Origin of the sequence: Sphingomonas sp. (assembly GCF_019746665.1) — a bacterium.
GTDB lineage: Bacteria > Pseudomonadota > Alphaproteobacteria > Sphingomonadales > Sphingomonadaceae > Sphingomonas.
The window spans coordinates 59,927-86,738 of record NZ_JAIERS010000020.1 but is presented as its reverse complement, the minus strand read 5'-3'; the positions used below and the strand labels follow the sequence as shown (position 1 = coordinate 86,738).

Here is a 26,812-nt window from a genome sequence, read left to right as displayed (position 1 = left end):
CTGGCGCAAATCTCCCCTCACCTTAACCGGGGCGCCTGGGGTGTCGAGAGCCGCCATCACCGCGCGGACGATGGCGGCGCCACAACTCAAAGATCGTCGGCCTCGTCCTCCTCGGGGCCGGCCATCATCTCTTCGGCCACCTTGTCCATCCGCCCGCGGATGGCGCGCTCAAGCCGATCGGCGACTTCGGCATTCTCGAGCAGATAATTCTTCGCATTCTCCCGGCCCTGGCCGATGCGAATGCTGTCATAGCTGAACCAGGCGCCCGATTTCTCGACCAGCCCGGCCTTAACGCCGAGATCAAGAATCTCGCCGATCTTCGAAATGCCCTGGCCGTACATGATGTCGAACTCGACCTGCTTGAACGGCGGCGCGACCTTGTTCTTCACCACCTTCACCCGGGTGGTGTTGCCGATCACATCCTCGCGGTCCTTGATCTGGCCGGTGCGGCGGATGTCGAGCCGGACGCTCGCATAAAATTTGAGCGCGTTGCCGCCGGTCGTCGTCTCGGGATTGCCGTACATCACGCCGATCTTCTGGCGCAGCTGGTTGATGAAGATCACCATGCAGCGCGAGCGGCTGATCGAGCCGGTGAGCTTGCGCAGCGATTGCGACATCAGCCGCGCCTGCAGGCCGACATGGCTGTCACCCATCTCGCCCTCGATTTCGGCGCGCGGCACGAGCGCGGCGACCGAATCGACCACCAGCACGTCAATCGCGTTAGAGCGCACCAACGTATCGGTGATCTCCAGCGCCTGTTCACCGGTATCGGGCTGTGAGACGATCAGCTGGTCGATATCGACCCCCAGTTTCTTCGCATAAACGGGGTCCAGCGCGTGTTCGGCATCAACGAATGCCGCCATGCCGCCCTGCTTCTGGGCTTCCGCGATCACGTGGAGCGCGAGCGTCGTTTTCCCCGAGCTTTCCGGCCCATAAATCTCAATCACCCGCCCGCGCGGCAAGCCGCCGACACCGAGCGCGATGTCGAGCCCGAGCGACCCGGTCGAGATCGCCTCGACCTGCATCGTCGCCTTGTCGCCCAGCCGCATCGCTGAGCCCTTGCCGAACGCCCGGTCGATCTGCGCCAGCGCCGCTTCGAGCGCCTTTTGGCGATCCGCCGCCATTTTGTCCCCCGCCACCGCCATCGTCTCGACCACCTTCAGCTTCGTCGTCATCGCCAAGCTCCTCGCTAGCCCGGCGGGGCCGGGCGTTCAAGTAGGCGATGTACAACAAATGTTCCGATCGAACAAGAGGGGAACATGAAGGCAATCAGGGCTGGCCGCCCCCGCCCATCGCGCCATAGACCTGGCCGGTCGCATAGCTGTTCCCCGGCTCGGCGAGCGCGACGTAGATGCCGGCCAGCTCGCCCGGCTGGCCGGGGCGGCCGAGCGGCGTCTGCCCGCCGAATTTCTCCAGCTTGTCCATCGACGCGCCACCCGACACCTGGAGCGGCGTCCAGATCGGCCCCGGCGCTACCCCGTTCACCCGGATGCCGCGCCCGGCGAGTTGCTTGGCGAGGCTACGGATATAGCTCGTCGTCGCCGCCTTGGTCATCGCATAGTCGTACAGATCCGCGGAGGGGTCCTGCGCCTGTTCGGAGGTGGTGCCGATGATCACCGCGCCCGGCTTCAGATGCGGGAGCGCCGCCTTGATCAGCCAGAAAGGCGCATAGATGTTGGTCTTCATCGTCCAGTCGAAATTCTCGCTGCTGATGTCCATGATCGAGGGGTGCGCCTGTTGGCGCGCGGCGTTCGACACCAGAATGTCGATCCCACCCAGTTGTTTGACGGCGTCTTCGATGAGATTCTGGCAAAAGCCCTCGTCGCGCAAATCGCCCGGCAGCGGTACACCCTTGCGGCCCGCCGCGCGGATTTCGCGCAGCACCAGATCGGCGTCGGGCTGTTCGTCGAGCAGGAAGTTGATTGCGACATCGGCACCCTCCCGCGCATAAGCGATTGCGGCGGCCGCCCCCATCCCCGAATCGCCGCCGGTGATCAGCGCGCGCCGCCCGCTCAGCCGGCCGCTGCCGCGATAGTTCTGTTCGCCATGGTCGGGTCGCGGCTCCATCTTGCTGGCGAGCCCCGGCCAGGGCTGCTCCTGGCGCTTGAACGGCGGCTTGGGATAGAGCCCGCGCGGATCGCGCGGTGGGGCGGCGTCGGCGCGGGTCGCGCGCGCCTCACCCAGCGACGGGGCGGCGAGCGCGGAGGCCGCGCCGATCGCCGAGCCGATCATCACATTGCGGCGGGAGGGGGTATCGGTCATCGTCGCGCTCCTCGTGGCTAAGAGCGGCATCAACGGACCGGCGCGGCGCCGGTTGCGGGCGCCCGACCCGCGCGCGGCTCAGCCCAGGGCGTCGAGTGCCTTGGCGACCGCGTCGATGGTGAAGGGCTTTGGCAGCACGGGACGGTCGTTGAACGGCGGATCGACGCTTTCGCCGAGCCCACCGCTCGCGAAAATGAACGGCACACCTGCCTGAGCGAGGCGCTCGGCAACCGGCCAACTCGTCTCGCCGCCACGCAGGTTCAAATCGAGGATCGCCGCGTCAATGCCGCCCGCGTCGACCATCGCCAGCGCCTCGGACACATTATCCGCCGTGCCCGCGTGCGATTTGCCGAGCATGTCGAGAAAATCCTCGATCATCATCGCGATCAACGGCTCGTCTTCGACAACGAGGATCTTCTGGACGGTCATATGCCTCCCTAACGCCTGCTCAGCGCGGCGCCAAGGCACCGCGCACCGCCTCCGCCAATTGCTGAACCGAGAAAGGTTTCGGCAGGAAGGCGACATTCGCCAGATCGATCGACTTGCGTAATTGTTCCTCGGCATAGCCGGACATGAACAGGATCGGCAGATCGGGATAACGCTCCCGCGCGGCGCGGACGAGCGTGGGGCCGTCCATCGTTGGCATCACCACGTCGGAGACGAGCAAATCGGGCTTGTCGATCCGCCCGAGCAGATCGAGCGCGGCCTCCCCATGTTCGGCGGTGAGCACCTTATAGCCCTGGCGGGTGAGCGCGCGCTCGGCGACAGCGCGTACCATGTCCTCGTCTTCCACCAAGACGATCATGCCGCTGCCCCATAGCTCGGTGGGTTTGGCGGCGGGCGGGCGTTTCGCCGCCTTGGCGGCCGCCTCAGCGCGGTGAACGGGAAGATAGATCGTGAAGCGCGCGCCCTCCCCTTGCGTCGAGTCAGCGAAGATATAGCCGCCCGATTGCTTGACGATGCCATAGACGGTCGACAGGCCGAGCCCCGTTCCCTTACCGACTTCTTTCGTGGTGAAGAAGGGTTCGAAGATTTTCGGCAGTACCTCGGCCGGGATGCCGGCGCCATTATCGCTGATGGCGAGCGCAGTGTAGTCGCCCGGTGCCATGAACTCGGCGCCCATCTTGCGCACCTCCTGAGCGGAGACAGCGAAGGTCTCGATCCGCAGCACGCCGCCCCCGCGCGGCGGCTTCGTGAGGATCGCGTCGCGGGCGTTGACCGCCAGGTTCATCACCACCTGCTCGAGCTGCCCCGGATCGGCGCGCACCGCGCCCAGCGCGCGGCCATGCGTCACCTCTAGCCGCACGGTCTCCCCCAGCAGCCGCTTGAGCAACGCGGAGACTTCGGAAATCACGTCCGGAAGCTGCAGCACCTGGGGGCGCAGCGTCTGCTGGCGCGAAAAGGCGAGCAATTGCCGCGTCAGGCTCGCCGCGCGGTTAGAGTTGGCGCGGATTTGCTGGATGTCGTCGTAATCGCTGTCGCCTGGCGCGTGGCGCATCAGCATTAGGTCGCAGTGGCCGATGATCGCGGTGAGGATGTTGTTGAAATCATGGGCGACACCGCCGGCAAGCTGGCCGACCGCCTGCATCTTGGTCGCCTGCGCTACTTCCTGCTTCAGCCGGCCTTCCTCGCCATTATCCTTGAGCGCGATCAGCACCGCCGCCTCGCCCAGCCCGCGCGCCCCGGCGATGGTGAGCGATACCGCATCGTCGGGCCGGGCGCGGAGCCGAACGGCGATGTCCGTCGCATGGCTCGCGCCATTGGCGAAGCGGCGCACGCTGTCCGCCAGCGCCGCCTTGTCCTCGCGGACCACCAGATCGCCCGGATAGAGAGGCGGCGCGGCGGCATCGACCATCGCCGCGCGGCGGAACGCGGCGTTCATCTCCACGAAGCGCCCCTCGCGGTCGACCAGCGCGATACCGAAGGGAAGCAAGGTAATCAGCGCCTGGATCGCGGCGGTGCCTCCCGTAGCGGCGATCGGTGCTTCCTCGTCGAGGAGCGCGATCAGCAACGGCGCGCGATCACCCTCCAAGAACGGCAGCTGGATCAGCCGTAACGGCGTGCCGCCCGCCCCTTCGCGCGCGAAGCGGAGCAGGCCCTCGTTATCGGTCGCCAAGCACTGCGCGAAGTCTCGACCAATGAGCGAGGAACCGTCGCCCAAAGCGCGCAGCCCCAGCACCTGGTTCGCCGCGCGCACCCGCCCCTCGGGTGACAGCAACGCGACCATCAACCCCGCGCTCCCCAGCCGTGCCCCAGCGGGGCCGGTGATGAGCGCTTCCGCCTGTTGCGCCAAATCCTGCCGCTCGCGAAGCGCGAGGCGCCAGATCAGTAGTTCGTCGCCGCCGCCGATCCGGGCGACCCGCAGCTGCGCCTCGCCCTCGGGCAGCGCGAGCTTGGCTGTCCCAAGCCCGTCACGCCAGGCGGCTCGCCCGGCATCGGCGAGTGTAGCGACCAGACTTTCGCCCAGCGGAAGATTGGGCGGCGTCGGCAGTTCCGGGAACAGCGCCTGGTACGCCTCGTTCGCGCAGACCAGCCGGCCGCCATGATCGGTCACCGCGACCGCCTCGGTCGCGACGTCGGCGAGCGCCCGAGCGAGCGACCAATCGGTGGTGGGCTCAGCGGCCACCGGCTTGGGCGCGAACGAGCGCGCCGCCATGATCAGGCCGAGCCCGATCAATGCGCTCGCCGCGAAGCCGGCGGCGATCCGCCAGTCGCCCGCCGCCCACAGGACCAGCCCACCGGCGCCAAGCCCGGCGAGCAGCGCGATCAGCGCGGGGGTACGGGAGGAGGAAGCGGCGGCGAGGCTGGGCATCAACGCGTCATGGCCCAGCCGTCGCCGCCGTCAAGGCTTACCAGATGCGCACCCGTGCCTCGGGCGCCAGATAGAGCTTTTCGCCCGACTGAGCCCCGAACGCCTGATACCAGGCGTCCATGTTGCGCACCGTCCACACCCGCTGTTCGGCGGGTGCGTGCGGATCGGTGAGCAGCCGGTTGCGCAGATCGCCCTCGCGGTGCTTGCGCCGCCACACCTGGGCATAAGCCAGGAAGAAGCGCTGATCGCCGGTGAAGCCGTTGATCACCGGCGCTTTTTTACCGCCGAGCGAGGCATGATACGCATCGAGCGCAGCGTTCAGCCCGGCGATGTCGGCGGTGTTCTCGCCCAGCGTCAGCCCGCCCTTCACATGGAAGCCGGGCAGCGGCTCATAGGCGTCATATTGCGCGACGAGCTTGGCGGTGCGCGCCTTGAACGCGCTGACATCGGCCGGGCTCCACCAAGTGGTGAGCTTGCCCGTGCCGTCATATTTCGATCCCTGATCGTCGAAATGATGGCTCATTTCATGCCCGATCACCGCCCCGATCGCGCCGTAGTTCACCGCCGGATCGGCCTTGGGATCGAAGAACGGCGGCTGGAGGATCGCGGCGGGGAAAGTGATCGCGACCAGCGTCGGGTTGGCCTGGGCGTTCACCGTCATCGGCGCGAGGCCCCATTCCCAGCGATAGACGGGCTTGCCGAGCTTGCCGCGATTATAGTCGAACGCCCATTGATTGGCGCGCAGCTTGTTGCCGAAGGCGTCGCCCGGGGTGATCGTCAGCGCCGAATAGTCGCGCCACTTGCTGGGATAGCCGATGCGCGGGGTGAAGGCGGCGAGCTTGGCATGGGCCTTGGCCTTGGTGCCGGCTTCCATCCATTCCAGCTTGTCGATGCGCTTGTCCATCGCCGCGATGATGTTCTTCACCAGCACATCCATCGCCGCCTTGGTCGCGGGCGGGAAATATTTGGCGACGTAGATTTTGGAGACTTCGTCGGTCACCGCCGCCGAAGTCCAGTTCACCGCGCGTTTCCAACGATCCGATTGCTGCGGCGTGCCGCGCAAGGCGGTGCCGAAAAAGGCGAAATTCTCGGCATCGAAAGCCTGAGGCAGCACGTCGGCGAACTCTTCGAGCGAGCGGACGAGCAGCTGGTCCTTCAGCACGTCGATCGGGGCGGCGGCGATCAGCTTCGCCTCGCCGGCGACCGCGCTCGGCTGGCGCACGACGAGCGTGTCGGTCGCGAAGCCATTGGCCTTGAACAGCTGGACGAAATCGAACCCCGGCGCCATCGCCTGGAGATCGGCGACGCGCATCTTGTTATAGGTCTGGTCGGCGTCGCGGCTGCGGATATTGTCCCAATGCACCTGGGCGATCGCGGTTTCGAAATCGACGATCGCCTTGGCGCGGGCGGCGGCATCGGGCTCGCCGGCGAGCGTCAGCATCCGCTCGATATGGCCAAGATATTTGGCCTTGGTTTCAACCAGCTTGGGATCGCTGCTCAGATAATAGTCGCGGTTGGGCATCCCCAGCCCCGACTGGCCGAGCTGGAGCGTATAGGCGTTGGGGTCCTTCTGATCGGGGCCGATGCCGCCGCCGAACGGGCCGTTCACGCCGTTGCGTCCGGCTTCGGCGAGCAGCGCCACATAGCCGCTCTTGTCGTTCACGCCCTTAATCCGCGCGAGCCAAGGCTGGATCGGCGCCAGCCCCTTGGCGTCGATCGCCTTGGTGTCGAGATAGGCGGCATAGGCGGCGCCGATCTTGCTCCCCGGACCCGCCGCTTCGAGCAGGCCGCGGGTGCGCTGCTGCGACAGATCCTGCAGCGTGTCGAACGCGCCGAAGCTCGGCTTGTCGGCGGGGATTTCGGTACGCTGTTCCCAAGCCCCGTTCGCGAACGTGTCGAAATCGTCGCCCGGCTTGGCCTGGCGGTCCATGCCACTTTCATCAAAGCCGAAACTGCCGATCACTGGCTTGACCATCGGCGCCGCGAGTGCCGCGCCCGCCACCAGCGCCGCCGCCGACGCGAGCATCATCCCCTGCCGAAACCGCATCAACATCCCCTTCCCATATCGCTCAAAAGCAAGGGGCGGCCCGCCGTTCGCCGTGCCGCCCCGATCGATCACCAGATGCGAACGCGGTCGCCGTTCGCCAGATAGAGCTTCTCGCCCGGCTGCGGCTTGAACGCCGCATACCAGGGATCGAGGTTGCGCACGACCGAGGCGCGCTGATCGCCGGGTGAATGCGGATCGACCACCAGCTGCTGGGTCAGCGCCGCGTCGCGATACTTCGTCCGCCACACCTGCGCCCAGCCCAGATAGAAGCGTTGATCGCCGGTAAAGCCGTCGATCACCGGCGCAGGCTTGCCGCCAAGCGACTTGTGATAGGCGTCAAGCGCCACCGAAAGCCCCGCCAGATCGGCGATATTCTCGCCCAGCGTCAGCGCGCCCTGCACATGGCGGCCAGGGAGTGGCTCATAGGCATCGTACTGCTTCACCAGCTGCCCGGTGAGCTTATCGAACGCCGCGACATCGGCCGGGGTCCACCAGTCGGTGAGCTTGCCGCTCGGATCATATTTGCGGCCCTGATCATCGAAATGGTGGCTGATCTCATGCCCGATCACCGCGCCGATGCCGCCATAATTCACCGCCGGATCGGCCTTGGCGTCGAAGAAGGGCGGTTGCAGGATCGCTGCCGGGAAAACGATCTCGTTCATCACCGGATTGGCATAGGCGTTGATCGTCATCGGCGTCATGAACCATTCGCCGCGATCGATCGGCTTGCCGAGCTTCGCCAGGTTGCGATCATAGTCGAACGCCTCGGCGCGCGCGACATTGCCCACCAGGTCGCCACGAACGATGTTCAGCGCAGAATAATCGCGCCACTTGCTGGGATAGCCGATCTTGGGCGTGAACGAGGCGAGCTTGGCGAGCGCCTTCTGCTTCGTTTCCGGCGTCATCCAGCTCAAGTTGCGGATGCGGTCACCCATCGCGGCGATCACGTTCTTCACCAGCTGGTCGGCCGCGGCCTTGGTCGCGGGCGGGAAATAGCGCGCCACATAAGCCTTGCCGATTTCCTCGCCAAGCGCGCCCGAGGTGAGCGACACGCCGCGTTTCCAGCGGTCACGCTGCTGCGGCTGGCCCGAGAGCGTCTTGCCGTAAAACTCGAAATTGGCGTCGTCGATCGGCTTGGCGAGATAGCTGGCATAACCGCGCACGGTGCGCAGCGTGGCGTAATCGCGCAGCACCGCGACAGGCGTAGCCGCGATGACCTTGGCCTCGCCGGTGATCGCGCTCGGTTGCGAGACGATCAGCGATTCCTCGCCAGCGATCCCGTAAGCTGTGCGCAACGCGCCCCAAGGTAGCCCGGGCGCCTTGGTGTCAAGGTCGCCGGCACTCCACTTGTTATAGGTCTTGTCGTCGTCGCGCGATTCGATCCGGGTCCAATGAACCTGGGCCAGTTGCTTCTCGAAATCGAACACCGCCTGCGCGCGCGCTGTGGCATTGGCGCCGTCGCCGATCAGTTCCAGCATCTTCGCGCTGTTGGCGACATAGGCCTGACGCACGGGCGCGAAATTGTCCTGCAGATAATAGTCGCGGTCTGGCAGACCGATCCCGCCCTGGCCCAGATGGACGATATAGCGATCCGGCTGCTTCTCATCCTGGTTCACGTAGAGCGAGAACAGGCCGTCCACGCCCTGGCGCTGCAGCTTGGCGAGCGTAACCAGCAGCGCGTCGCGATCACCCGCCGCCTTGATTTCGCTCAGCCAGGGCTGGATCGGCGCCGCGCCTTTGGCGTCGATCGTCGCCTGATCCATGTAACTCGCGTAGAAATCGCCGATCTTGGTGCCGGGCTTGGCTGCCGACTCTTCCAGGATCGCCCGCGTTTGCGCCAGCGAGCGGTCCTGCAAGCGGTGAAACATGCCATAGGATGAGCGATCGACCGGAATTTCGGTGGTCTTCTTCCACCCGCCGCTCGCATAATCGGCGAAGCTGTCACCCGGCTTCACCTGGCGATCCATGCCCGGCTCGTCGAAGCCGAACGATCCGATTTCAGGCTTGGCGGCTGTTTGCGTGGTCGGAGCGGCATCCTTGGCGATGGCGATGCCGGCGAGCGCGGCCGAAGCAAGCAAGCTTGTAACGATCAGAGAACGGCGCATGGAATTTCCCTTAGGTGGAAATGGACGCGCGTGTTCTATCCAAACGATACGCCGCGTCAAATCGGTTTCGACAGTTACCAAGCCGCTTTGTCGGCGAACGTTCAACCGCGGTCGCGCAGCACCCGGGCGGCTTCGCGTTTCCAGTCGCGTTCCTTGATATGCTCGCGCTTGTCATGGGTCTTGCGCCCCTTGGCGAGCGCTAGCTCGACCTTCGCCCGCCCTTTGCCGTTAAAGTAGATGGCGAGCGGCACCAGCGTCATCCCCTCGCGCGCGACCGCGCCGTGGAGCTTGTTGATCTCCCGCTCATGGAGCAGCAATTTGCGCGGGCGGCGCGGTTCGTGGTTGAAACGGTTGCCGTGGCTGAATTCGGGAATGTTCGAATTCACCAGCCACACCTGGCTGTCCTTCACCTCGGCATAGCTTTCGGCGATCGAGCCCTCGCCGAAGCGCAGCGATTTAACCTCCGTGCCGGTGAGCGCGATGCCGGCCTCATAAACCGTCTCGATCGCATAATCGAACCGCGCGCGGCGGTTTTCGGCGACGATCTTCTTCTTGTCGAAGGTGGCGGGCTTGGGACGCGGCATAGGGGAGCGGGATTTAGGCGTGGTGCGCGGGAAAAGCCATGCCCCGCAACGCCGCCTATACGACCAGCGGCGCCAGCGCCTTATCCACCGCCGCCTGACTCGCCGCGCTCGGCCAGGTCATCGGCAAGCGCAGGCCGGTCGGGAAATCGGGGCGAACCTTGCTCATCGCATACTTGACCGGCCCCGGCGAGGCATCGCTGAACAGCGCCAGGTGCAGCGGGAACAGCCGGTCGTGCAACGCCCGCGCGGCGGCATAATCGCCCGCCGCGCATGCCACCTGGAAATCGGCGCACAGCCTGGGCGCCACATTGGCGCTCACCGAAATGCACCCCACCCCACCGCTCGCGTTGAAGGCGAGCGCGGTCTCGTCATTGCCCGAAATCTGGGCGAAGCCGGTGCCGCAGGCGAGGCGCTGCGCCGTCACCCGCTGGAGCGCGCCGGTCGCGTCCTTCACCGCGATGAAGCTCTTCGGATAGGCTGCCACCAGCCGCCCCATCGTTTCCACCGCGATGTCGGTCACGGTGCGGCCAGGCACGTTATAGAGCACTATCGGCAGGTCGCAGCTTTCGGCCACCGCCTTGAAGTGCTGGAAAATGCCTTCCTGATTGGGGCGGTTGTAATAAGGAGGCACCATCAGCGCCGCGTCCGCCCCCGCCGCCTTGGCCGCCGCGATATTGGCGATCGCGACCCTGGTGTCGTTGGAGCCGGCGCCCGCGATCACCGGGACACGCCCGGCCGCCTGGTCGACACAGACGCGGACGATGCCGAAATGCTCCTCGGCGGTCAGCGTCGCCGCCTCGCCGGTGGTGCCGCAGGGAACGAGGGCGCTCGATCCTTCGGCGATCTGCCAATCGATCAGCGCGCGATAAGCGGTTTCGTCGAACCGGCCATCGCCGTCGAACGGGGTTACAAGCGCCGGGATGGAACCGGAAAACATGATAAAACTCCCGATGTCCCCGTGTTTTTGCGACTTCGCACATGAAATGGCGAATGAGGCGCGACAGATAGCGGCGAATCGCTTATCCTGTCCACATGCTCGCGTCGTTGCGTCCCTTGATGTTGCTCGCCGGGGCCTCGAGCCTGGCGATCGCCGCCGCGCCCCAGGATCAGCTGGCGCCGTTCGGCGACCAGCTGCGGCGGATGCCCGCCGATCCGCAAGCGCCCGCGCTCGCCGCCGCGATCACCGAGTGGAAGGCGCTGCAACAGTCGGCCACTTATGGTTTCGACGTTTACGCCCGCTTCCTGCTCGCGCATCCCGGCTGGCCGGGCGAGGCGAGCCGCCGCCGCGCCGCTGAGCGCGCGCTTGATACCGCGAGCTGGTCGCCGGGCGTCGCGGTAAGTTTCTTCCGCCGCTTTCCGCCGCTCACCCCCACCGGCATGGTGCGCTTCGCCGAAGCGCTAAAAGCGACGGGGATGACGAGCGAGGCGAACGATGCCGCGCGCGCCGCCTGGGTGCGCGGCGCGCTGCCACCCGCGGACGAGGCTGCGCTGCTCTCGGGTTTCGCGGGCGTGCTGACGACCGCCGATCACGATGCGCGGATGGACGCCTTGCTCTGGGCGGGCTCGACCGGCTCGGCGCAGCGCCAGATCGCCTTGGTCAGTCCGGCGCGACGCGAGCTGTTCGATCTGCGCCTGGCTTTGCGCACCCGGGCGCCCGATGCCGGCGACCGCGCCGCGCTGGTCGCCGATCGCTTCGCCAACGAGCCTGGCTTCCTCGCCGATTATGCACTGTGGCTGAAAAACGCCAATCGCTGGACCGAGGCGCGCGCGCTGCTCGCCCGCCCGCGCGCGCTCGCCAGCCGGCCGGGCAATGTCGAGGCTTGGTACGAGCTGCTGCTCGATCAGGCCAAGGGAGCGGCCGCCGACGCGCAGTACCAGCAAGCCTACGATATCGCCCGTCAGGTCGATGACGCTTACGCCCAGGGCACCGATGTCTCGCAGCGGCCCTATGGCGAGCGCGACGCCTATACCGATTTGGTGTGGTTCGCCGCGCAAACGGCGATGAAGACGCTCGCCCGTCCCGCCGAGGCGGTCGCGCTCTATGATCGCTACGCCCGCGCCGCGCAATCGCCGCAGACCCGCGCCAAGGGGCTCTATTGGGCCGGCCGCGCAGCCGAGCGCGCCGGCAATGCCGCGGGCGCGACGGGTTATCTGGAGCAGGCCACGGCTTATGCCGGCCAATTCTATGGCCAGCTCGCGAGCGAGCGTCTCGGCCGCGCGCTCGCCGCGCCCGTTGGGCAAGTGCAGCGCCCGGTCGATGCAGCGACGCGCGACGCCTTTTACGCGCGCGAGGTCGTGCAAGCGGCGCGCTATCTGGGAACCAGCGGTGCCTATCAGGACCAGACCGCCTTCATCCGCCAGATCGCTCAGGACGCCAAGAGCGAGAACGACCACGTCCTCGCCGCCGAACTCTCGCGCACGCTCGGTCGCCCCGATCTGGGGGTGATGGTGGGACGGAGCGCGGTGACCAACGGCCTCGCCGATTATGCAATCGCCGGCTATCCAAGCGTTAAGGTGCCGGCGGCGGCGAATGACAGCTGGACTCTGGTCCACGCCATCGCCCGGCAGGAAAGCCAGTTCGATCGCGCCGCCGTCAGCCGCGTCGGCGCGCGCGGGCTAATGCAGCTGATGCCCGCCACCGCGCGCGAGCAGGCGGCGAAGCTTGGCTTACCGTACGATACGACCGCGCTGACGACTGATACGGATTACAACATCCAGCTCGGCTCGGCCTATTTCCAGCGACTGTACAACAGCTATGGCAGCTATCCGTTGGCGATCGCCGCGTACAACGCGGGTGCCGGCAATGTGAACAGATGGCTTGCCGCCTATGGCGACCCGCGCATGGGCTCGATCGATCCGATTGATTGGGTAGAGTCGATCCCATTCTCCGAAACGCGCAGCTATGTGCAGCGCGTGCTGGAAAATGCGGTGGTGTACGATTTGCTCAACCCCGAACGCGCACGCTCGCAGGGGCAAGCGCGGCTCAGCTGGTATCTTGGCCGCCGCCCCTCCTGATCCGCATGGACCGCCCCAATTACATCACGCCCGACGGCTTCGCAGCGTTGCGCCGCGAATATGACCAATTGCTCGGCGAGGAACGCCCCAAGTTGGTCGAAGTGATCAGTTGGGCGGCGGGCAATGGCGACCGCTCCGAAAATGGCGATTACATCTATGGCCGCAAGCGATTGCGCGAAATCGACCGGCGCCTGGGCTGGCTCGCGAAGCGGATGAAGGCGGCTAGGGTGGTCGACCCCGCGCGACAGGCCGACAAGAACCGCGTGTGGTTCGGCGCGACGGTCGAGATAGCCGATGAGGACGACCAGCGTCGTGTGCTCACGCTTGTTGGCGATGACGAGGCCGAAGCGAGCGCCGGGCGGATCAGTTGGAACGCCCCACTCGCCCGCGCATTACGAAGTGCGGCAGTTGGCGACGTGCGTCGCGTGCTGCTCCCCGCGGGCGAGCGTGAGTATGAAGTGATGGGGATCACCTACCCGGCGTGAGCCGCTTTTCGACCAAGGCTGTCGAGATTGCGCCGGGCCGTTTGCTCGAATGCAGGGCGGCGCCGGTTTTCGGTGCTAAAAGAAGTTTGGGATCAAGGGGTTGTCATGCGTAACCACGAAGCGGCGGCGGCGGCGATGCACCGTGTCTTCATCAGCGGCAAGGTTCAAAATTGCGGCTTCCGCGATTTCCTGGTCCGCCGTGCGAGCGAGCTGCACGTCGCCGGCTGGGTGCGCAATCTGCGCGATGGCCGCGTCGAAATGCTGGTGGCGGGGGAGCCAAGCGCGATCGAAGCGCTGCTCGAAGCTGCCCGGCAAGGCCCGCCCCGCGCCCGCGTCGATCAGGTAGAGACCCAGCCCGCCGAGGAGCGGCTCCCCAAGGCATTTACCAAGCGGTTCACGGCGTAAGCCGTTCGTGTGCCCCCTAAACTGTGCCACATTCCAAAAATGTACAATGTGACCCCGCTCGCCACCGCGCCGCAATATGTGATGCTGCGCATCGAAGGTTTCGTGCTGCTCGATCAATCGGGCGCCCGCTTGGACAATGCTGAAAGCCGGCAGCGGCCCTTCGGCGAACGCGTGATCTCGGAGACGATCGACGGGCTTGTAATCGATACGTCAACACTGTGATCAATCACCTGACGATGGCGTTGGCGACACTGCCCGATCTTGCGCTTTCTAAGATCGGGCGCTGGCTCTGCTGGGCATCCGGCAATTGCTCCGCATCCTCGACCGCGTCGAGGTCGCGGCATATGGTCACCATCGCCCCTAGTTATGGCTCGTCGTCGAAGACGCGCCGCGCGGCAAACTGCACCTAGCGTTCTCCGCGCCAGATTACGCCACCGTCGATGCTTTCCACGCGCACGCATTGGCGGCCGGAGGAATCGACAATGAACCGCCGGGACCGCGCCCGCATTACGACGTGGCCTACTATGCGGCCTTTATCCTCGATCCCGATGACCATGACATCGAAGCGGTTTGCCGCCGCCCCGATTAGCACCTCACCGCGTCAGCTTCTTATACGCCAACCGCGTCGGCCGATCCGCCGCGTCGCCCAGGCGCCGCCGCTTATCTTCTTCATACGCCGCGAAATTGCCTTCGAACCATTCGACATGGCTGTTGCCCTCGAACGCCAGGATATGCGTCGCGAGACGGTCAAGGAAGAAACGGTCGTGGCTGATCACCACCGCGCAGCCCGCGAAATTCTCGATCGCTTCTTCGAGCGCGCCCAAGGTTTCGACGTCGAGATCGTTGGTCGGCTCGTCGAGCAGCAGCACGTTGCCGCCGCGCTTCAGCATCTTGGCCATATGCACCCGGTTGCGCTCACCGCCCGAGAGCTTGCCAACATTCTTCTGCTGGTCCTGCCCCTTGAAGTTGAACGCGCCGACATAGGCACGCGTCGACATGTCGTGGCCGTTGACCTTCACATAATCGAGCCCGTCCGAAATCTCTTCCCACACATTGTGCTTGGGGTTCAGATCGTCGCGGCTCTGGTCGACATAGCCGAGCCGCACCGTCGGCCCAACTTCGATCGAGCCGCTATCGGGTGTTTCCTGGCCGGTGATGATCTTGAACAGCGTCGATTTGCCCGCGCCGTTCGGCCCGATCACGCCGACGATGCCGCCCGGCGGCAAAGTGAAACTCAGCCCCTCGAAAAGCAGCTTGTCGCCATAGCTTTTCGAGATGTCGTTCACCTCGATCACCTTGCCGCCCAGCCGCTCGGGCACCTGGATGACGATCTGCGCCTTGCCCGGCGTGCGGTTCTGCTGCGCCTCGACCAGCTGCTCGAACTTGGCGATACGCGCTTTGGACTTGGTCTGGCGGCCCTTGGCGCCCTGCCGGATCCACTCCAGCTCGTCCTTGATCGCCTTTTGTCGACCCGATTCCTCGCGATCCTCCTGCTCCAGCCGCTTGGCCTTTTTCTCAAGATAGGTCGAGTAATTGCCCTCGTACGGGAAATATTTGCCGCGATCGAGCTCGAGAATCCAGTCGACAACATTGTCTAGGAAATAGCGGTCGTGGGTGATCATCAGCACCGCACCCGCATATTCCTTCAGATGATTTTCGAGCCATTCGACGCTTTCGGCATCCAAATGGTTGGTCGGTTCGTCGAGCAGCAGGATCGAGGGCTTCTGGATCAGCAGCCGGGTGAGCGCGACGCGGCGGCGCTCACCGCCCGAGAGATTTTCGACCGACCAGTCGCCGGGCGGGCAGCGCAGCGCCTCCATCGCGATTTCGAGCTGATTGTCGAGCGTCCAGCCATCGACCGCGTCGATCTTGGCCTGGAGATCGCCCATCTCCTCCATCAGTGCATCGAAATCGGTGTCGTCCTTGGGATCGCCCATTTCGGCCGAGATAGCGTTGAAGCGATCGACCATGTCGGCCACTTCGCGCGCGCCGTCCTTGACGTTTTCAAGCACGTTCTTGCTCGGATCGAGCTGGGGCTCCTGTGCCAGATAGCCGACGGTGATGTTCTCGCCTGGCCAGGCCTCGCCCGAAAAATCGGTGTCGATGCCGGCCATGATCTTCATCAGCGTCGATTTGCCGGCGCCGTTGGGGCCGACGATGCCGATCTTCGCGCCCTGATAAAATTGCAGGTTGATGTTGGCGAGCACCGGCTTCTGCGCGCCGGGGAAGGTTTTGGTCATGTCCTTCATCACGAAGGCATATTGCGCGGCCACGTGGGTGTCTCCGGGAGGGGGTTTGGGAAGTTGGCGGCGGTGTAGCGTCGGCGCTGGCTATTGGCAACGCGGCAGGCGCGGCTTACACCTTGCGCATGGAACGGCATGAAATTCCGGTCGACGACCGCACTCAAGCCTGGCTCGATGCGATCGAGCGCGGCGATGAGGTGGTGCTCACCCGCGATGGACGCGTGGTGGCGGAAATTAAAGCAACCGTCCGTGAATCAATCGCCGCAGCCATTCTTGCGGCGCGGGCGAAAATTCCCGACGCGCTCAAAGTCGAAGATGCAGCCGCGCTCGTCCGCGCGATGCGAGATGAAGGCTTTTGAGCAGCTATTGGGAGAGCAGCACGATTGCGACCGTGCTGCTCCAGCAACACGGGTGGGAGCAATTGCGGGAGCTGGCCGCGACGGGGCCAGCCCCCTGCTTCAGCGATTTCGGCGCGGGCGAGGTCACCTCGGCGATCGGCATAAACGTGCGCCAAGGTATCGTCGATGCCACGACAGGTTTGGCGGCCGCTGATGCGTTAGGCGTAATGCTTGCCCCCTGGCGGCGCGAGTTGCTCACTCAAGTTGATATCGCCCGCGCGACAAGCCATCTCCGAAACTTCACCCTTGGCCTCCGCCTGCCCGACGCGCTGCACATTGCGATCGCCGAGCGGCTGAACCTGACGCTGATCACCGCCGACCGCCGCCAATACGCCGCGGCCCAAGTCCTCGGCATCGCAGCGCGTAACCCGTTCGATGAAGGAGCCTGATCCCTTGCGCCTAGCCCTGCTGCTCGCCCTCACTCTCCCCGCCCCCGCCCTAGCGCAGGACGTCGCCGCGCTTCGTGATGCCGCACTGAAGGATGACGTCGCTTATAGCCTGGTCGAGGGGCTCACGACCGAGGTCGGCCCCCGCCCCGCGGGCTCCGAGGCAGAGGCGCGCGCGCGCGACTGGGCGTTGAAACGGCTGACGGCGCTGGGTTTCAAGAACGTCCATATCGAAACCTATCAGATGCCCGTGTGGGAACGCGGCGTGGAGACGGCGGAGATCGTCAGCCCATTCCCGCAAAAGCTGCGGCTGACGGCCCTCGGCCAATCGGGGGCGACGCCCGCCGCCGGGATTACCGCGCCGATCATCTTCTTCAAAAGCTTCGCCGATCTCGCCGCTGCGCCAGAGGGGAGCCTGAAGGGCAAGATCGCCTTTGTTTCCAATGCGATGCGTCGAACGCAGGACGGCTCCGGTTATCGCACCTTCGGCGCCGCGCGCTTCGTCGGCCCCAACATCGCCGCGAAGAAGGGCGCGCTCGCGATCGTCATCAAGTCGATCGGGACCGATGCGGGCCGCGGGCCGCACACCGGCACGACCAATTTCGAGAAAGGCGTCACCCCCATCCCCGCCGCCGCGCTGTCGGTGTCGGACGCGAACAATCTCGAGCGGATGGCGGCGCTGGGGCCGGTCACGCTCCATCTCACCCTCACGCCCCGTCAAGTCGGGATGCGCCAGTCGGGCAATGTGATCGCCGAGGTGCCCGGCACCGACCCCGGTGCGGGAATCGTGCTGATCGGCGGCCACCTCGACAGCTGGGATCTCGGCACCGGGGCGATCGACGATGGCGCAGGCGTCGCGATCACCGCGGCGGCGGCCAAGCGGCTGCTCGAGGGGCCGGCGCCAAGGCGCACGATCCGCGTCGTCTGGTGGGGAGCGGAGGAAGTCGGCGGCCAGGGCGGCGACGCCTATTTCGCGGCGCACGGCAAGGAACGCCACGCGCTCACGGCCGAGAGCGATTTCGGCGCTGACCGGGTGTGGCGCGTGCAGATGAACCTGCCCGCGAGCGCCAAGCCGCTCGGTGACCGGCTCGCCGCCGCGCTTGCCCCGCTCGGCATCGTCCGTGGCACCGATCTCGCCGGCGGCGGCAGCGACATCGAGCCCGAGGTGAAGGCGGGCGTCGCGGTGATCGATTTGAACCAAGACGGCACCCGCTATTTCGACTATCACCACACGCCCGAGGACACGCTCGAGCGGATCGATCCCGAGCAGTTGCGTCAGAACGTCGCCGCCTGGACGGCGCTACTCGCCCTCGCCGCCAACGCACCCGAAGAACTGGGGCCAGTCACGCCCAAGGGCCGGTGACGGAACCGCGCGGCGCCCCGCCCGTTCGTTCGCTTCGATCCGGCAGGAGGGCCGGGACCACCGGAAGGAGTGAGGCATGAAGAAGTTGATCCTGATCGCGGCAGCGCTGCCGCTTGGCGCGCTGGCCGCGTGCCAGCAGAGCCCACAGGCACAGGCGATCGAGAATAACGGCGCGGCGGCGGCCGACGCGCTTGAAAATCAGGGTGACCAGCTCGAGGCGATGGCCGACAATACGACCAACACCCAAGCCAGCGAGATGATGGAAAACCAGGCGGATGCCTCGGAAGAAGCGGCGGACAATGTCCGCGCCGAAGCCGATGCGAAGGCGGACAATGTCAACGATCGGGCGCGGCGTTGAAGATTCCGGGGCGGCCGGGAGCGCCGCCCCGTTTACCCGCCCACCGGCTTGTTGCCTGGTGCCGGCAAGGCAAGATAGGCCAACCGCCGTACTTCTTGGCGCCCGCGTACCACTGTGTCGAGGATCAGCCCGGCGAAGAAGCTGAGCGCGGCGAGGATCATCAGGCCCGTCACCAGCACCGCCGTCGGCAGGCGGGGAACCAGCCCGGTCTGCATGAACGTGATCCACAAATCGATCGACAGCAGCAGTCCCGTCCCCGCCATCGCGCTGGCGACGGTACCAAAGTAGAGGCGCGGGCGTTCGATCCGATATAGCCGCAGGATGGTCCGCAAGATGCGCCATCCGTCGCGGTAGGTGGCAAGTTTCGACGCCGACCCTTCCGGCCGCGCGAAATAGGGGGTTTCGACCTCGGCGACAGGCATCTTCAATTCGAGCGCGTGAACGCTGATTTCGGTCTCTATCTCAAAGCCTGCGGACAAGACCGGAAAACTCTTCACGAACCGTCGCGAGAACACGCGGTAACCTGATAAAATATCGGTAAAACTACGCCCAAATAGCCGCGCGAGCATCCCCGTCAGTAGCCGGTTGCCAAAGCGGTGGCCCCGGCGAAAGGCCACGGCGTCCTGCATCACCCGCGCCCCGACCACCATGTCAAGCTGTTCATCGACAAGCCGAGCGACCATAGCCGGGGCCGAGGCGGCATCATAAGTCGCGTCACCATCGGCCATCACATAGATATCCGCATCGATATCGGCGAACATCCGGCGGACCACGTGGCCCTTGCCCTGCAACCGCTCGGCGCGGACGATCGCCCCCGCCTCGCGTGCCACCTTGGCGGTGCGGTCGCGCGAGTTATTGTCGTAAACGTAAATAGCCGCGTCAGGCAGCGCCGCGCGAAAGGCCGCGACCGTTTGCGCGATCGCGGCCTCTTCGTTGAAACAGGGGAGCAGAACAGCGATGCGCGGCGTCATCGCATTGCCCGGCGCCGTGCCATCATGCTCGTTCAGCCCTGCCCAGCCTCACCGGCGTCGGCCTTCTTCTTGCGCGGCTTCTTCGGCTGCTCCGCGCCCTCGCCTGCCGGCTCAGCGGGCTCGGCCCGCTTCTTGGTGGTGCGCTTGGGCTTGGCGGGCGCTTCGGCCGCCGCTGCCGGCTCGGCCGTTTCAACGGCCGCCGCGTCGTGCTGGTGATCATGGCCATGATCATGCCCGGCATGGTCATGATGATCGTGATCGTGATTGTGGATGTGGGTGCCGGTCGCGAAGCCGTCCTCGCTTTCGATCGCGGCTTCCAGCTCCGCGCGGGTCACTTCGCGCTCGCTGATCTCGGCGCGCTCGAACAGCCAGTCGACGACCTTATCCTCATAGAGCGGCGCCCGGAGCTGGGCGGCCGCCATCGGCTCCTGCTGGATATACTGGATGAAGCGCTGGCGATCTTCGGGGCCATATTGCTGTGCCGCCTGGGCGATCAGGCGATTCATCTCGGCCTGGGTCACCTCGACGCCATTGGCCTGGCCGATTTCGGAGAGCAGCAGCCCCAGGCGCACGCGGCGCTCGGCGATACGGCGATAATCGTCGCGCTCCTTCTCCATTTCCGCCTTGGCGGCGGCGGGGTCCGCTTCGTGGGTCGCCTCATGCTCCAACTGCGCCCAGATCTGCTCGAACTCGGCATCGACCATTGACGGCGGCACCGGGAAATCATGCCCCTCGGCCAGCTGGTCGAGCAGCTTGCGCTTCATATACGTACGGGTAAGCCCGTTCAGCTCCTGCTCGATCTGTCCCTTCAGCAAACCGCGCAGCTGCTCCAGGCTTTCGAGCCCCAGCGACGTCGCCAGTTCTTCGTCGATCACCGTCTCACGGGCGACGCGGACGTCCTTGATGGTGAGGTCAAAGGTCGCGTCCTTGCCGCTCAGCGTGTCGACGCCGTAGTCGGCCGGGAACGTTACGTTGATCTGGCGCTCCTCGCCCTTCGCCGCGCCGATCAGCTGATCCTCGAATCCCGGGATCAACCGGCCCGATCCGATTTCGATGCTCATATCGGTGCCCGTGCCGCCATCGAACGCGACGCCACCCACTTTACCGACGAAGTCCATGACAATCAGGTCACCGGTCGCGGCCGCATGGCCCTCGGGCGCGTCATCGAACCGCTTCTGCTGTTCGGCGAAGCGCTGCAGCTGTTCGTTCACCGCCTCATCGGCGACGGGCACCGTCAACCGCTCGAGCTTCAGCCCTTCGATCCGCGGCGCGGGAACGTCCGGCAGCACTTCCAGCTCGACTGTTACATCCGCATCGCCGCCGGGCGCGTAAGCGGGGTCAAGCGCGACCTGGGGCTGCATCGCCGGGCGCAGCGCGTGTTCGGCGATCAGCTGCTGCACACCTTCCTGCACGCTCGACGAGAGCGCGTCCTGCGCCAGCGCCGGCCCGTGCATCTTGCGGACGAGATTGGCGGGCACCTTGCCGGGGCGGAAGCCCGGCATCCGGATTTGCGGCGCGACGCGCTTGATCTCGGCGGCAACACGTGCCTCGATGTCCTGGGCGGTGATCTTCAGCGTGTAGGCGCGCTTCAGCCCTTCGTTCAACGTCTCGACAATCTGCATTGGGTCGCTTTCGTGCTTTCGCTGTTCGGAAAAAATGGTCGGCCCAGCGCTCGCCCTGGGGCGGCGGCTGGTGCGGGCGAAGGGACTCGAACCCCCACATCTTGCGATACCGGAACCTAAATCCGGCGCGTCTACCAGTTCCGCCACGCCCGCGAGCACCGCCGGTCGGCAGGCTCGTATAACAGCCAAAGCGTAGCTAGCAAGCGCAACCGCGCGTCGCGGCGGGGCGTTGCACACGGGCTCACGACAAGGACCCCATCATGGCCAGCACACCACCCCCCGAGTTCGCCGATCCCGAGCCCATCGCCCCGCGCGAGCAACCCGGCGCCCCCGGGCATGAGGTGGATGCCCCCGACGGCGACCGCGACCAGCCCGCGCCGCCGATTCCAGGCGCCTCGCCCCCGCTCCCCGCCGACCGCGCCGATCCGCGGCCGGACATTCAGCAAGTCGTCGAGTCCCGCAGCGACGCGGTGGCGCGCGGCGAGGGCGGGCCGGAACCCGAAACCTTCACCGCGCCGGGGCTGGCGGACGGCGTCGGCGGAACCGGCGGACGGGTGACGAACCAGTAAAACCACTTCAATTTGCATTGCGAATCCGCAACGACGCCCTAAAAACCAAGAAGAATGGGGGTGAGCGTGGTAAAGATGATCAAGCAACTGCTCGCGCTGTGCTGCGCGGCGATGGCGACTGGCGCGCACGCGGCGGGTGCTGGTCCATCGGCGCCCGGCGACTGCGAATTGCACGTCTGGCCGGGCGACAAGCTCAAGGCTGTCTATAACGGCGTCTTTCATGGCGGTACGGTGGATGGCGCATTGAAGGGCCGCAGCGGTTATCCGCCGCTGCCCCAGGATCCGCTGAATTCAGCACGACAAGCGGCCTTGCTCGAATCGGCGCGGCCCCAGGCGCTGCTGGGGCGGCCCGACGACCGGCTGATCGTCCACGCCGAGCCCCTCGAAAGTCGGATCATCCGCACCACGCCGGGTCGGCTGAGCGATAGCAGCGCCGCCTGTTATGGCGAGTTGGTGGTCGATGACATCGTCTTCCGGCAAGACGCGGTTTCAGGCACCGTGCTGCTGACCTTGTTCCGCTATCGCCGCTTCGGCCCGGCGCCGGCGCCGGAATATCGCTTCGCCAATTGGGGCAAGGCCACGATCAAGCTCTTGCCGCTAAAACCCGGGGGCGATCTGGCAGCGGCGATCGCCGAGCTGGAAGCCGCTTATTTGGAAGATCTGAAGAGGTTCGCCGAGGTGATCGGCAAACAGGCACGCCCGAAATAGCCGTGCATCACATGGTTTGGAGCGCATCAATCAAGGGGGGAAATCGATGAAACGTTATCTCGCGCTGGCCGCGATCGCGGCCGCCACCGCCGCGACGCCGGCCTTCGCGCAGCAAGCGCCTTGCGAGCTGCATATCTGGCCGGCGGAGCGCATGACCTCGATCACGACCGGCTGGCTCGGCGGCGGCTTGATCGAGGGCGCGCTGAATTCGAAGAAAGACGCCAACAACAAGGCGCAAATGGCGAGCGCGCTCGACAGCCCGACGCAGCTCGATGCGTTGCAAGCGCTCGATCTCAACGCGCTGCTGAAGCTGCCAGCGGGCACGGTCGTCGTGCGTCACGAGACGCCGATCGAGCGCAAGACCATGAACAAGGTCAAGACGCGCCGCGCCGATTCCACCGCGGCTTGCTATAACGAGCTGATTGTTGCCGACGTCTTCTATCAAAAGGCGGCGATTTATGGCCGTTCGCTGCGGACGCTGTTCCTGTTCCGCGAATTCGGCAACGATCAGAAGATCGATTACGAGTTTAAGGCCTGGGGCGGCAACGGCCTGAAGCTCTTCCCGCCGAAAAAGGACGAAGACGCGACCGCCGCGCTCGATGAGTTGTCGATCGTCTTCAAGAAAAACTTTGAAGAATATGCGGCGAAGGTGAAAAACACCACCGCCAGCTGAGCAAGTCGGCCGGCGGCACACGATCAGCCGCCGGCCTAGCTCGCACGGAACACGGGCTTAAGCCAGCGCCCCGTGGCAATGCTTATACTTCTTGCCCGATCCGCACGGGCAGGCGGCGTTGCGGCTCACCCGGCCTTCCCATTCGGCCGGTTCGTCGCTGAGCGGTTCGGCGAGCGCCGCTTCGCCGCCCGCCGCGAAGAACGGCGCCGGCGCCAGCCGCGTCGTCACCAGTCCGAGCGATTGCGGATCGAGATCGAGCGGCGCTTCCAGTTCACCCAGATTGGTGAGGAAATCGGGCAGCGGTGGCAGTTCAGGCGGCGCCTGGAACTGGAATTGCGCGTGCGCCAGCGTCTTGGTCACATCCTCGCGGATCGCGCTCAACATCCGCTCGAACAGGGCGAACGCCTCCTGCTTATACTCGTTGATCGGCGTCTTCTGCGCATAGGCGCGCAGGTGGACGACCTGGCGCAGCGCATCGAGCGTCGAGAGATGCTCCTTCCAGTGATGATCCAGATTCTGGAGCAAGATCGACTTTTCGATCGAGGTCCAGGTCGCCGCTTCCAGCTCCTTCGCCTTGTCGGCGACATGCGCGTCGGCAAGGTCGCGCAGCCGTTCCTCGATCAGCTCGGGATCGACCGCTTCCTCCTTCAGCCACGCATCGAGCGGCGCCTCGACTCCGAGCAGATCGCGCGCGCGCTCGGCGAGCCGGGCGACGTCCCATTGCTCGGGATAGCTGCCGACCGGGCATGCCTCGCCGACGATCGCGTTGACCGTTTCGGCGCGCATGTCGGCGACGACATCGCCCACCGTCTCGGCGTCCATGATGTCGGCGCGCTGTTCATACACGACCTTGCGCTGATCGTTCATCACGTCGTCATATTCGACGACCTGCTTGCGGATATCGTAATTGCGCGCCTCGACCTTCTTCTGCGCGGTCTCGATCGCCTTCGACAGCCATTTGGAGCTGATCGCCTCGCCATCGCCAAGGTTCGATCGCATCATCCTGGAGAACATCGTGTCCGGCCCAAAGATGCGCAGCAGATCGTCCTCAAGGCACAGGTAGAAGCGGCTGAGGCCCGGGTCGCCCTGGCGCCCCGAACGGCCGCGTAGCTGATTGTCGATGCGGCGGCTTTCATGCCGCTCGGTACCAAGCACGAACAACCCGCCGGCGGCGAGCACTTCCTGCTTCTCAGCGGCGACCTCCGCCTTGATCCGGGCGATCGCCGCCTCACGCTCCTCACCCTCCGGCATTTCGGCGAGCTCGTCGGCGACGCGGAACTCGACGTTGCCGCCCAGCTGAATGTCGGTGCCGCGGCCGGCCATGTTGGTCGCGATCGTCACCGCGCCCTTACGGCCCGCCTGCGCCACGATATGCGCCTCCATCTCGTGGAAGCGGGCGTTCAGCACCTTGTGCGGCACGTCCTCTTGCTCGAGGAATTCGGACAGCAACTCGGACTTTTCGATCGAGACCGTGCCGACTAGCACCGGCTGGCCGCGCTCGGCATGTTCGCGGATTTTCTTGGCGATCGCTTTGAACTTGTCCTGGGTGTCCTTGTAGAATTCGTCCTCCTCGTCGACACGTTGCACCGGCACGTTGGTCGGGATGGTGACGACGTTCATCTTGTAGATGTCGTAGAATTCGGAAGCCTCGGTCGCCGCCGTGCCGGTCATGCCGCCCAGCTTGGGATACATGCGGAAATAATTCTGGAAAGTGATCGAGGCGAGCGTCTGGTTCTCCGGCTCGATGTTCACGCCTTCCTTCGCTTCGACCGCCTGGTGAAGACCATCGGACCAGCGGCGGCCATCCATCATGCGCCCGGTGAATTCGTCGATGATGACGACCTTGCCATCCTTCACGATATAATCGGTGTCGCGCTTAAACATCACATTCGCGCGCAGCGCCTGGTTCAGGTGATGGACGACCTGCGTGTTCTCGAAATCATAGAGGTTGCTACCTTCAAGCAACCCCGCGCCCTCCAGCAGCCGCTCGGCCTTTTCGGTGCCGTCCTCGGTCAGGATGATCGAGCGCTGCTTCTCGTCGAAATCATAATCAGCGGGCACCAGTTGCTTCACGATCGCATCGACCGCGAGATACAGGTCGGTCTTGTCGTCGGTGGGGCCGGAGATGATCAGCGGCGTGCGCGCTTCGTCGATCAGGATCGAGTCGACTTCGTCGACGATCGCGAAGTTGAACCGGCGCTGCACCATCGATTCGCGATCATATTTCATGTTGTCGCGCAGATAATCGAAGCCGAACTCGTTGTTCGTGCCGTAGGTGATGTCGCTGTGATAGGCTTCACGGCGCTGTTCGTCGGTGAGATTGGGGACGATGACGCCGACCGTCAGCCCCAGGAAGCGATAGACCTGCCCCATCCAGTCGGCATCGCGCTGGGCGAGATAGTCGTTCACCGTCACGACATGGACGCCGGTGCCGGGCAGCGCGTTCAAGTAGGTCGCTAGGGTCGCCACCAGCGTCTTGCCCTCGCCCGTGCGCATCTCGGCGATTTCGCCGCGATGGAGGACGATGCCGCCGATGAGCTGCACATCATAATGGCGCTGGCCGAGCGTACGCCGCGCCGCCTCGCGCACCGTGGCGAAGGCTTCGGGGAGCAGCGCGTCGAGCGCTTCGCCATTGGCGAGCCGCTCGCGGAAACGCAGCGTCTGCGCGGCGAGTGTCGCGTCGTCCATCGCCTGAATCTGGGGCTCCAGCGCGTTGATCTTGGCAACCAGCGGTTGAAGAGATTTGACGTAGCGATCGTTGGACGAGCCGAACAAGGTCTTGGCAAGGCTGCCGAACATCATGATTTCCTATGGCAAAACGGGCGCGGCCAGCGGCACTGCGCTAAAATCGGGCGGGAAGCGAGGAAGGCGCGCGCTATTCGCGCCGACGCCAGGCCCAATGCGGCTCGATCGGCAGCGGGGCGATCGGCGTGATGCGCGCCAGCAGCGCGACCGGCGGGCGCGATGCGCGCGGTTGGATCGGACGGGTCGAGACCACCGCGATCGGCAAAGCAGCCTCGGCGACCACCGCCACTTGTGCGACCTGAGCGGGCGCCACCGACCGCGCCGGCGCGACACCGCCGCCAAAGGCCGAAAGCAACGCCGACAAGAGCAGCAACAGGGTCACGCGGGGCACTTCGTTCCGTCGAGAATGGTAATTCCGGGGGACATAGGCATTTGCGGGCGAAACGTCCACTATTCCTCGCTCGACGGTCCCTCGACCAGCTTCCAGCGCATCGACCCCTGATAGCGACCGACGACGGGCTTGCCGGCGGCATCGCGCGCGGGACGGAAGCGGCCGTTCGAGATCACCAGGGTGCAGGTGGTCGAATCGAGAAGGTCAGAACCCGAGCTTTGGACGACATTGCATCGGACGATGCGCCCCGCCGGATCGAGCTCGACGGCATAAACCGTCTGGCCTTCCTGCGATTTGGCGCGGGCCTGCGGCGGATAGGCATCGGCGGGGAACCAGTCGGCGACCCGGCCTACGGGTTCTGGCGGCGTGCCGACCGCCGCGGGAGCCGGAGCCGCGGCTGGAGCGGCGCCAGGCGCCTTCGCGGGCAAACCTTCCCCACTTCCCCGGCGAAGGCCAGGATCAAGCAGTGCGCCAGCGGCTTTGGTCACGCCGACATGGCGCTTGGCGCGCGACTGGGCCCCGGCCTTCGCCGGGGAAGAGGCTGGCCCGGCCTGGGCGACGCCGGCCGACTTGGCCTGCCCCTCGGCCAATGCCGGTTGGGCGAGCATTGTCGCCAGCGCCATCAACCCGATCTTGCCTTCAACCGCCGCCACGCTAACGCCCCTTTTCG

At 65.5% G+C, this 26,812-nt stretch carries 25 protein-coding genes and 1 tRNA gene; 11 read left to right on the top strand and 15 right to left on the bottom strand.

The window, feature by feature from the left end:
- Positions 1–86: 86 nt before the first annotated feature.
- The 8 genes from recA to dapA all read right to left on the bottom strand — a co-directional run bounded on the left by recA (position 87) and on the right by dapA (position 10,747).
- Positions 87–1,175: a recombinase RecA gene (recA, locus tag K2X73_RS12755; protein ID WP_294111405.1), complete on the bottom strand. Its 1,089-nt coding sequence runs from the start codon at positions 1,173–1,175 to the stop codon at positions 87–89.
- A 94-nt stretch (positions 1,176–1,269) separates the two neighbouring features.
- Positions 1,270–2,262, bottom strand: a complete 993-nt coding sequence (locus tag K2X73_RS12750; RefSeq protein WP_294111404.1) for an SDR family oxidoreductase — start codon at positions 2,260–2,262, stop codon at positions 1,270–1,272.
- A gap of 78 nt (positions 2,263–2,340) precedes the next feature.
- A complete protein-coding gene (locus K2X73_RS12745; RefSeq protein WP_294111403.1) occupies positions 2,341–2,691 on the bottom strand; it encodes a response regulator in 351 nt (116 codons plus the stop codon).
- Positions 2,692–2,710: 19 nt separating this feature from the next.
- Complete coding sequence (locus K2X73_RS12740) at positions 2,711–5,074, bottom strand: ATP-binding protein (RefSeq protein WP_294111401.1); 2,364 nt, start codon at positions 5,072–5,074, stop codon at positions 2,711–2,713.
- 37 nt (positions 5,075–5,111) lie between these two features.
- Positions 5,112–7,121 (bottom strand): M13-type metalloendopeptidase, encoded by a 2,010-nt coding sequence (locus K2X73_RS12735; protein WP_294111400.1) that lies wholly within the window; start codon positions 7,119–7,121, stop codon positions 5,112–5,114.
- A gap of 68 nt (positions 7,122–7,189) precedes the next feature.
- The gene (locus K2X73_RS12730; protein ID WP_294111399.1) at positions 7,190–9,226 is read right to left on the bottom strand and encodes a M13-type metalloendopeptidase; all 2,037 of its coding nucleotides are present in this window, start codon (positions 9,224–9,226) and stop codon (positions 7,190–7,192) included.
- Between the two features lie 101 nt (positions 9,227–9,327).
- Positions 9,328–9,810, bottom strand: coding sequence for an SsrA-binding protein SmpB (gene smpB, locus K2X73_RS12725; protein WP_294111398.1), 483 nt, complete (start codon positions 9,808–9,810; stop codon positions 9,328–9,330).
- Between the two features lie 55 nt (positions 9,811–9,865).
- Positions 9,866–10,747, bottom strand: a complete 882-nt coding sequence (gene dapA / locus K2X73_RS12720) for a 4-hydroxy-tetrahydrodipicolinate synthase (protein WP_294111397.1) — start codon at positions 10,745–10,747, stop codon at positions 9,866–9,868.
- 95 nt (positions 10,748–10,842) lie between these two features.
- Here dapA and K2X73_RS12715 point away from each other — a divergent pair, with 95 nt between their 5' ends.
- The 4 genes from K2X73_RS12715 to K2X73_RS12700 all read left to right on the top strand — a co-directional run bounded on the left by K2X73_RS12715 (position 10,843) and on the right by K2X73_RS12700 (position 13,937).
- On the top strand, positions 10,843–12,825 hold the full coding sequence (locus K2X73_RS12715) for a lytic transglycosylase domain-containing protein (protein WP_294111396.1): 1,983 nt from the start codon (positions 10,843–10,845) through the stop codon (positions 12,823–12,825).
- 5 nt (positions 12,826–12,830) lie between these two features.
- Entirely contained in the window at positions 12,831–13,310 is a 480-nt protein-coding gene (gene greB / locus K2X73_RS12710; protein ID WP_294111395.1) for a transcription elongation factor GreB, read from the top strand.
- 105 nt (positions 13,311–13,415) lie between these two features.
- A complete protein-coding gene (locus tag K2X73_RS12705) occupies positions 13,416–13,715 on the top strand; it encodes an acylphosphatase (protein WP_294111394.1) in 300 nt (99 codons plus the stop codon).
- Between the two features lie 39 nt (positions 13,716–13,754).
- On the top strand, positions 13,755–13,937 hold the full coding sequence (locus tag K2X73_RS12700) for a hypothetical protein (RefSeq protein ID WP_294111393.1): 183 nt from the start codon (positions 13,755–13,757) through the stop codon (positions 13,935–13,937).
- A gap of 371 nt (positions 13,938–14,308) precedes the next feature.
- Here K2X73_RS12700 and ettA read toward each other — a convergent pair whose 3' ends face one another.
- Complete coding sequence (gene ettA, locus K2X73_RS12695; RefSeq protein WP_294111392.1) at positions 14,309–15,988, bottom strand: energy-dependent translational throttle protein EttA; 1,680 nt, start codon at positions 15,986–15,988, stop codon at positions 14,309–14,311.
- Positions 15,989–16,083: 95 nt separating this feature from the next.
- Here ettA and K2X73_RS12690 point away from each other — a divergent pair, with 95 nt between their 5' ends.
- From K2X73_RS12690 to K2X73_RS12675, 4 genes are all read left to right on the top strand, one after another.
- Positions 16,084–16,317, top strand: coding sequence for a hypothetical protein (locus K2X73_RS12690; RefSeq protein WP_294111391.1), 234 nt, complete (start codon positions 16,084–16,086; stop codon positions 16,315–16,317).
- Positions 16,314–16,745 (top strand): PIN domain-containing protein, encoded by a 432-nt coding sequence (locus K2X73_RS12685; protein WP_294111390.1) that lies wholly within the window; start codon positions 16,314–16,316, stop codon positions 16,743–16,745. Before K2X73_RS12690 ends, K2X73_RS12685 begins: the two co-directional genes overlap by 4 nt.
- 4 nt (positions 16,746–16,749) lie before the next feature.
- On the top strand, positions 16,750–18,105 hold the full coding sequence (locus K2X73_RS12680) for a M20/M25/M40 family metallo-hydrolase (RefSeq protein ID WP_294111389.1): 1,356 nt from the start codon (positions 16,750–16,752) through the stop codon (positions 18,103–18,105).
- A gap of 76 nt (positions 18,106–18,181) precedes the next feature.
- Complete coding sequence (locus tag K2X73_RS12675; protein WP_294111388.1) at positions 18,182–18,463, top strand: hypothetical protein; 282 nt, start codon at positions 18,182–18,184, stop codon at positions 18,461–18,463.
- A gap of 32 nt (positions 18,464–18,495) precedes the next feature.
- Here the strand turns inward: K2X73_RS12675 and K2X73_RS12670 are convergent, their stop codons facing one another.
- The 3 genes from K2X73_RS12670 to K2X73_RS12660 all read right to left on the bottom strand — a co-directional run bounded on the left by K2X73_RS12670 (position 18,496) and on the right by K2X73_RS12660 (position 21,209).
- The gene (locus K2X73_RS12670; protein ID WP_294111387.1) at positions 18,496–19,434 is read right to left on the bottom strand and encodes a glycosyltransferase family 2 protein; all 939 of its coding nucleotides are present in this window, start codon (positions 19,432–19,434) and stop codon (positions 18,496–18,498) included.
- 32 nt (positions 19,435–19,466) lie between these two features.
- Positions 19,467–21,056: a trigger factor gene (gene tig / locus K2X73_RS12665; RefSeq protein ID WP_294111386.1), complete on the bottom strand. Its 1,590-nt coding sequence runs from the start codon at positions 21,054–21,056 to the stop codon at positions 19,467–19,469.
- Between the two features lie 68 nt (positions 21,057–21,124).
- Positions 21,125–21,209: transfer RNA gene (locus K2X73_RS12660), tRNA-Leu, on the bottom strand.
- Between the two features lie 107 nt (positions 21,210–21,316).
- Between K2X73_RS12660 and K2X73_RS12655 the strand changes: the two genes are divergently transcribed.
- The 3 genes from K2X73_RS12655 to K2X73_RS12645 all read left to right on the top strand — a co-directional run bounded on the left by K2X73_RS12655 (position 21,317) and on the right by K2X73_RS12645 (position 23,006).
- Positions 21,317–21,625, top strand: a complete 309-nt coding sequence (locus K2X73_RS12655; protein ID WP_294111385.1) for a hypothetical protein — start codon at positions 21,317–21,319, stop codon at positions 21,623–21,625.
- Between the two features lie 75 nt (positions 21,626–21,700).
- On the top strand, positions 21,701–22,333 hold the full coding sequence (locus K2X73_RS12650) for a hypothetical protein (RefSeq protein WP_294111384.1): 633 nt from the start codon (positions 21,701–21,703) through the stop codon (positions 22,331–22,333).
- Positions 22,334–22,349: 16 nt separating this feature from the next.
- Complete coding sequence (locus K2X73_RS12645; protein ID WP_294111383.1) at positions 22,350–23,006, top strand: hypothetical protein; 657 nt, start codon at positions 22,350–22,352, stop codon at positions 23,004–23,006.
- A 57-nt stretch (positions 23,007–23,063) separates the two neighbouring features.
- On the opposite strand, the gene secA is transcribed toward K2X73_RS12645, so the two are convergent.
- From secA to K2X73_RS12630, 3 genes are all read right to left on the bottom strand, one after another.
- Positions 23,064–25,805, bottom strand: a complete 2,742-nt coding sequence (secA, locus tag K2X73_RS12640) for a preprotein translocase subunit SecA (protein ID WP_294111382.1) — start codon at positions 25,803–25,805, stop codon at positions 23,064–23,066.
- A gap of 76 nt (positions 25,806–25,881) precedes the next feature.
- A complete protein-coding gene (locus K2X73_RS12635) occupies positions 25,882–26,133 on the bottom strand; it encodes a hypothetical protein (RefSeq protein ID WP_294111381.1) in 252 nt (83 codons plus the stop codon).
- Between the two features lie 68 nt (positions 26,134–26,201).
- Entirely contained in the window at positions 26,202–26,795 is a 594-nt protein-coding gene (locus tag K2X73_RS12630) for an energy transducer TonB (RefSeq protein WP_294111380.1), read from the bottom strand.
- Positions 26,796–26,812: the final 17 nt, after the last annotated feature.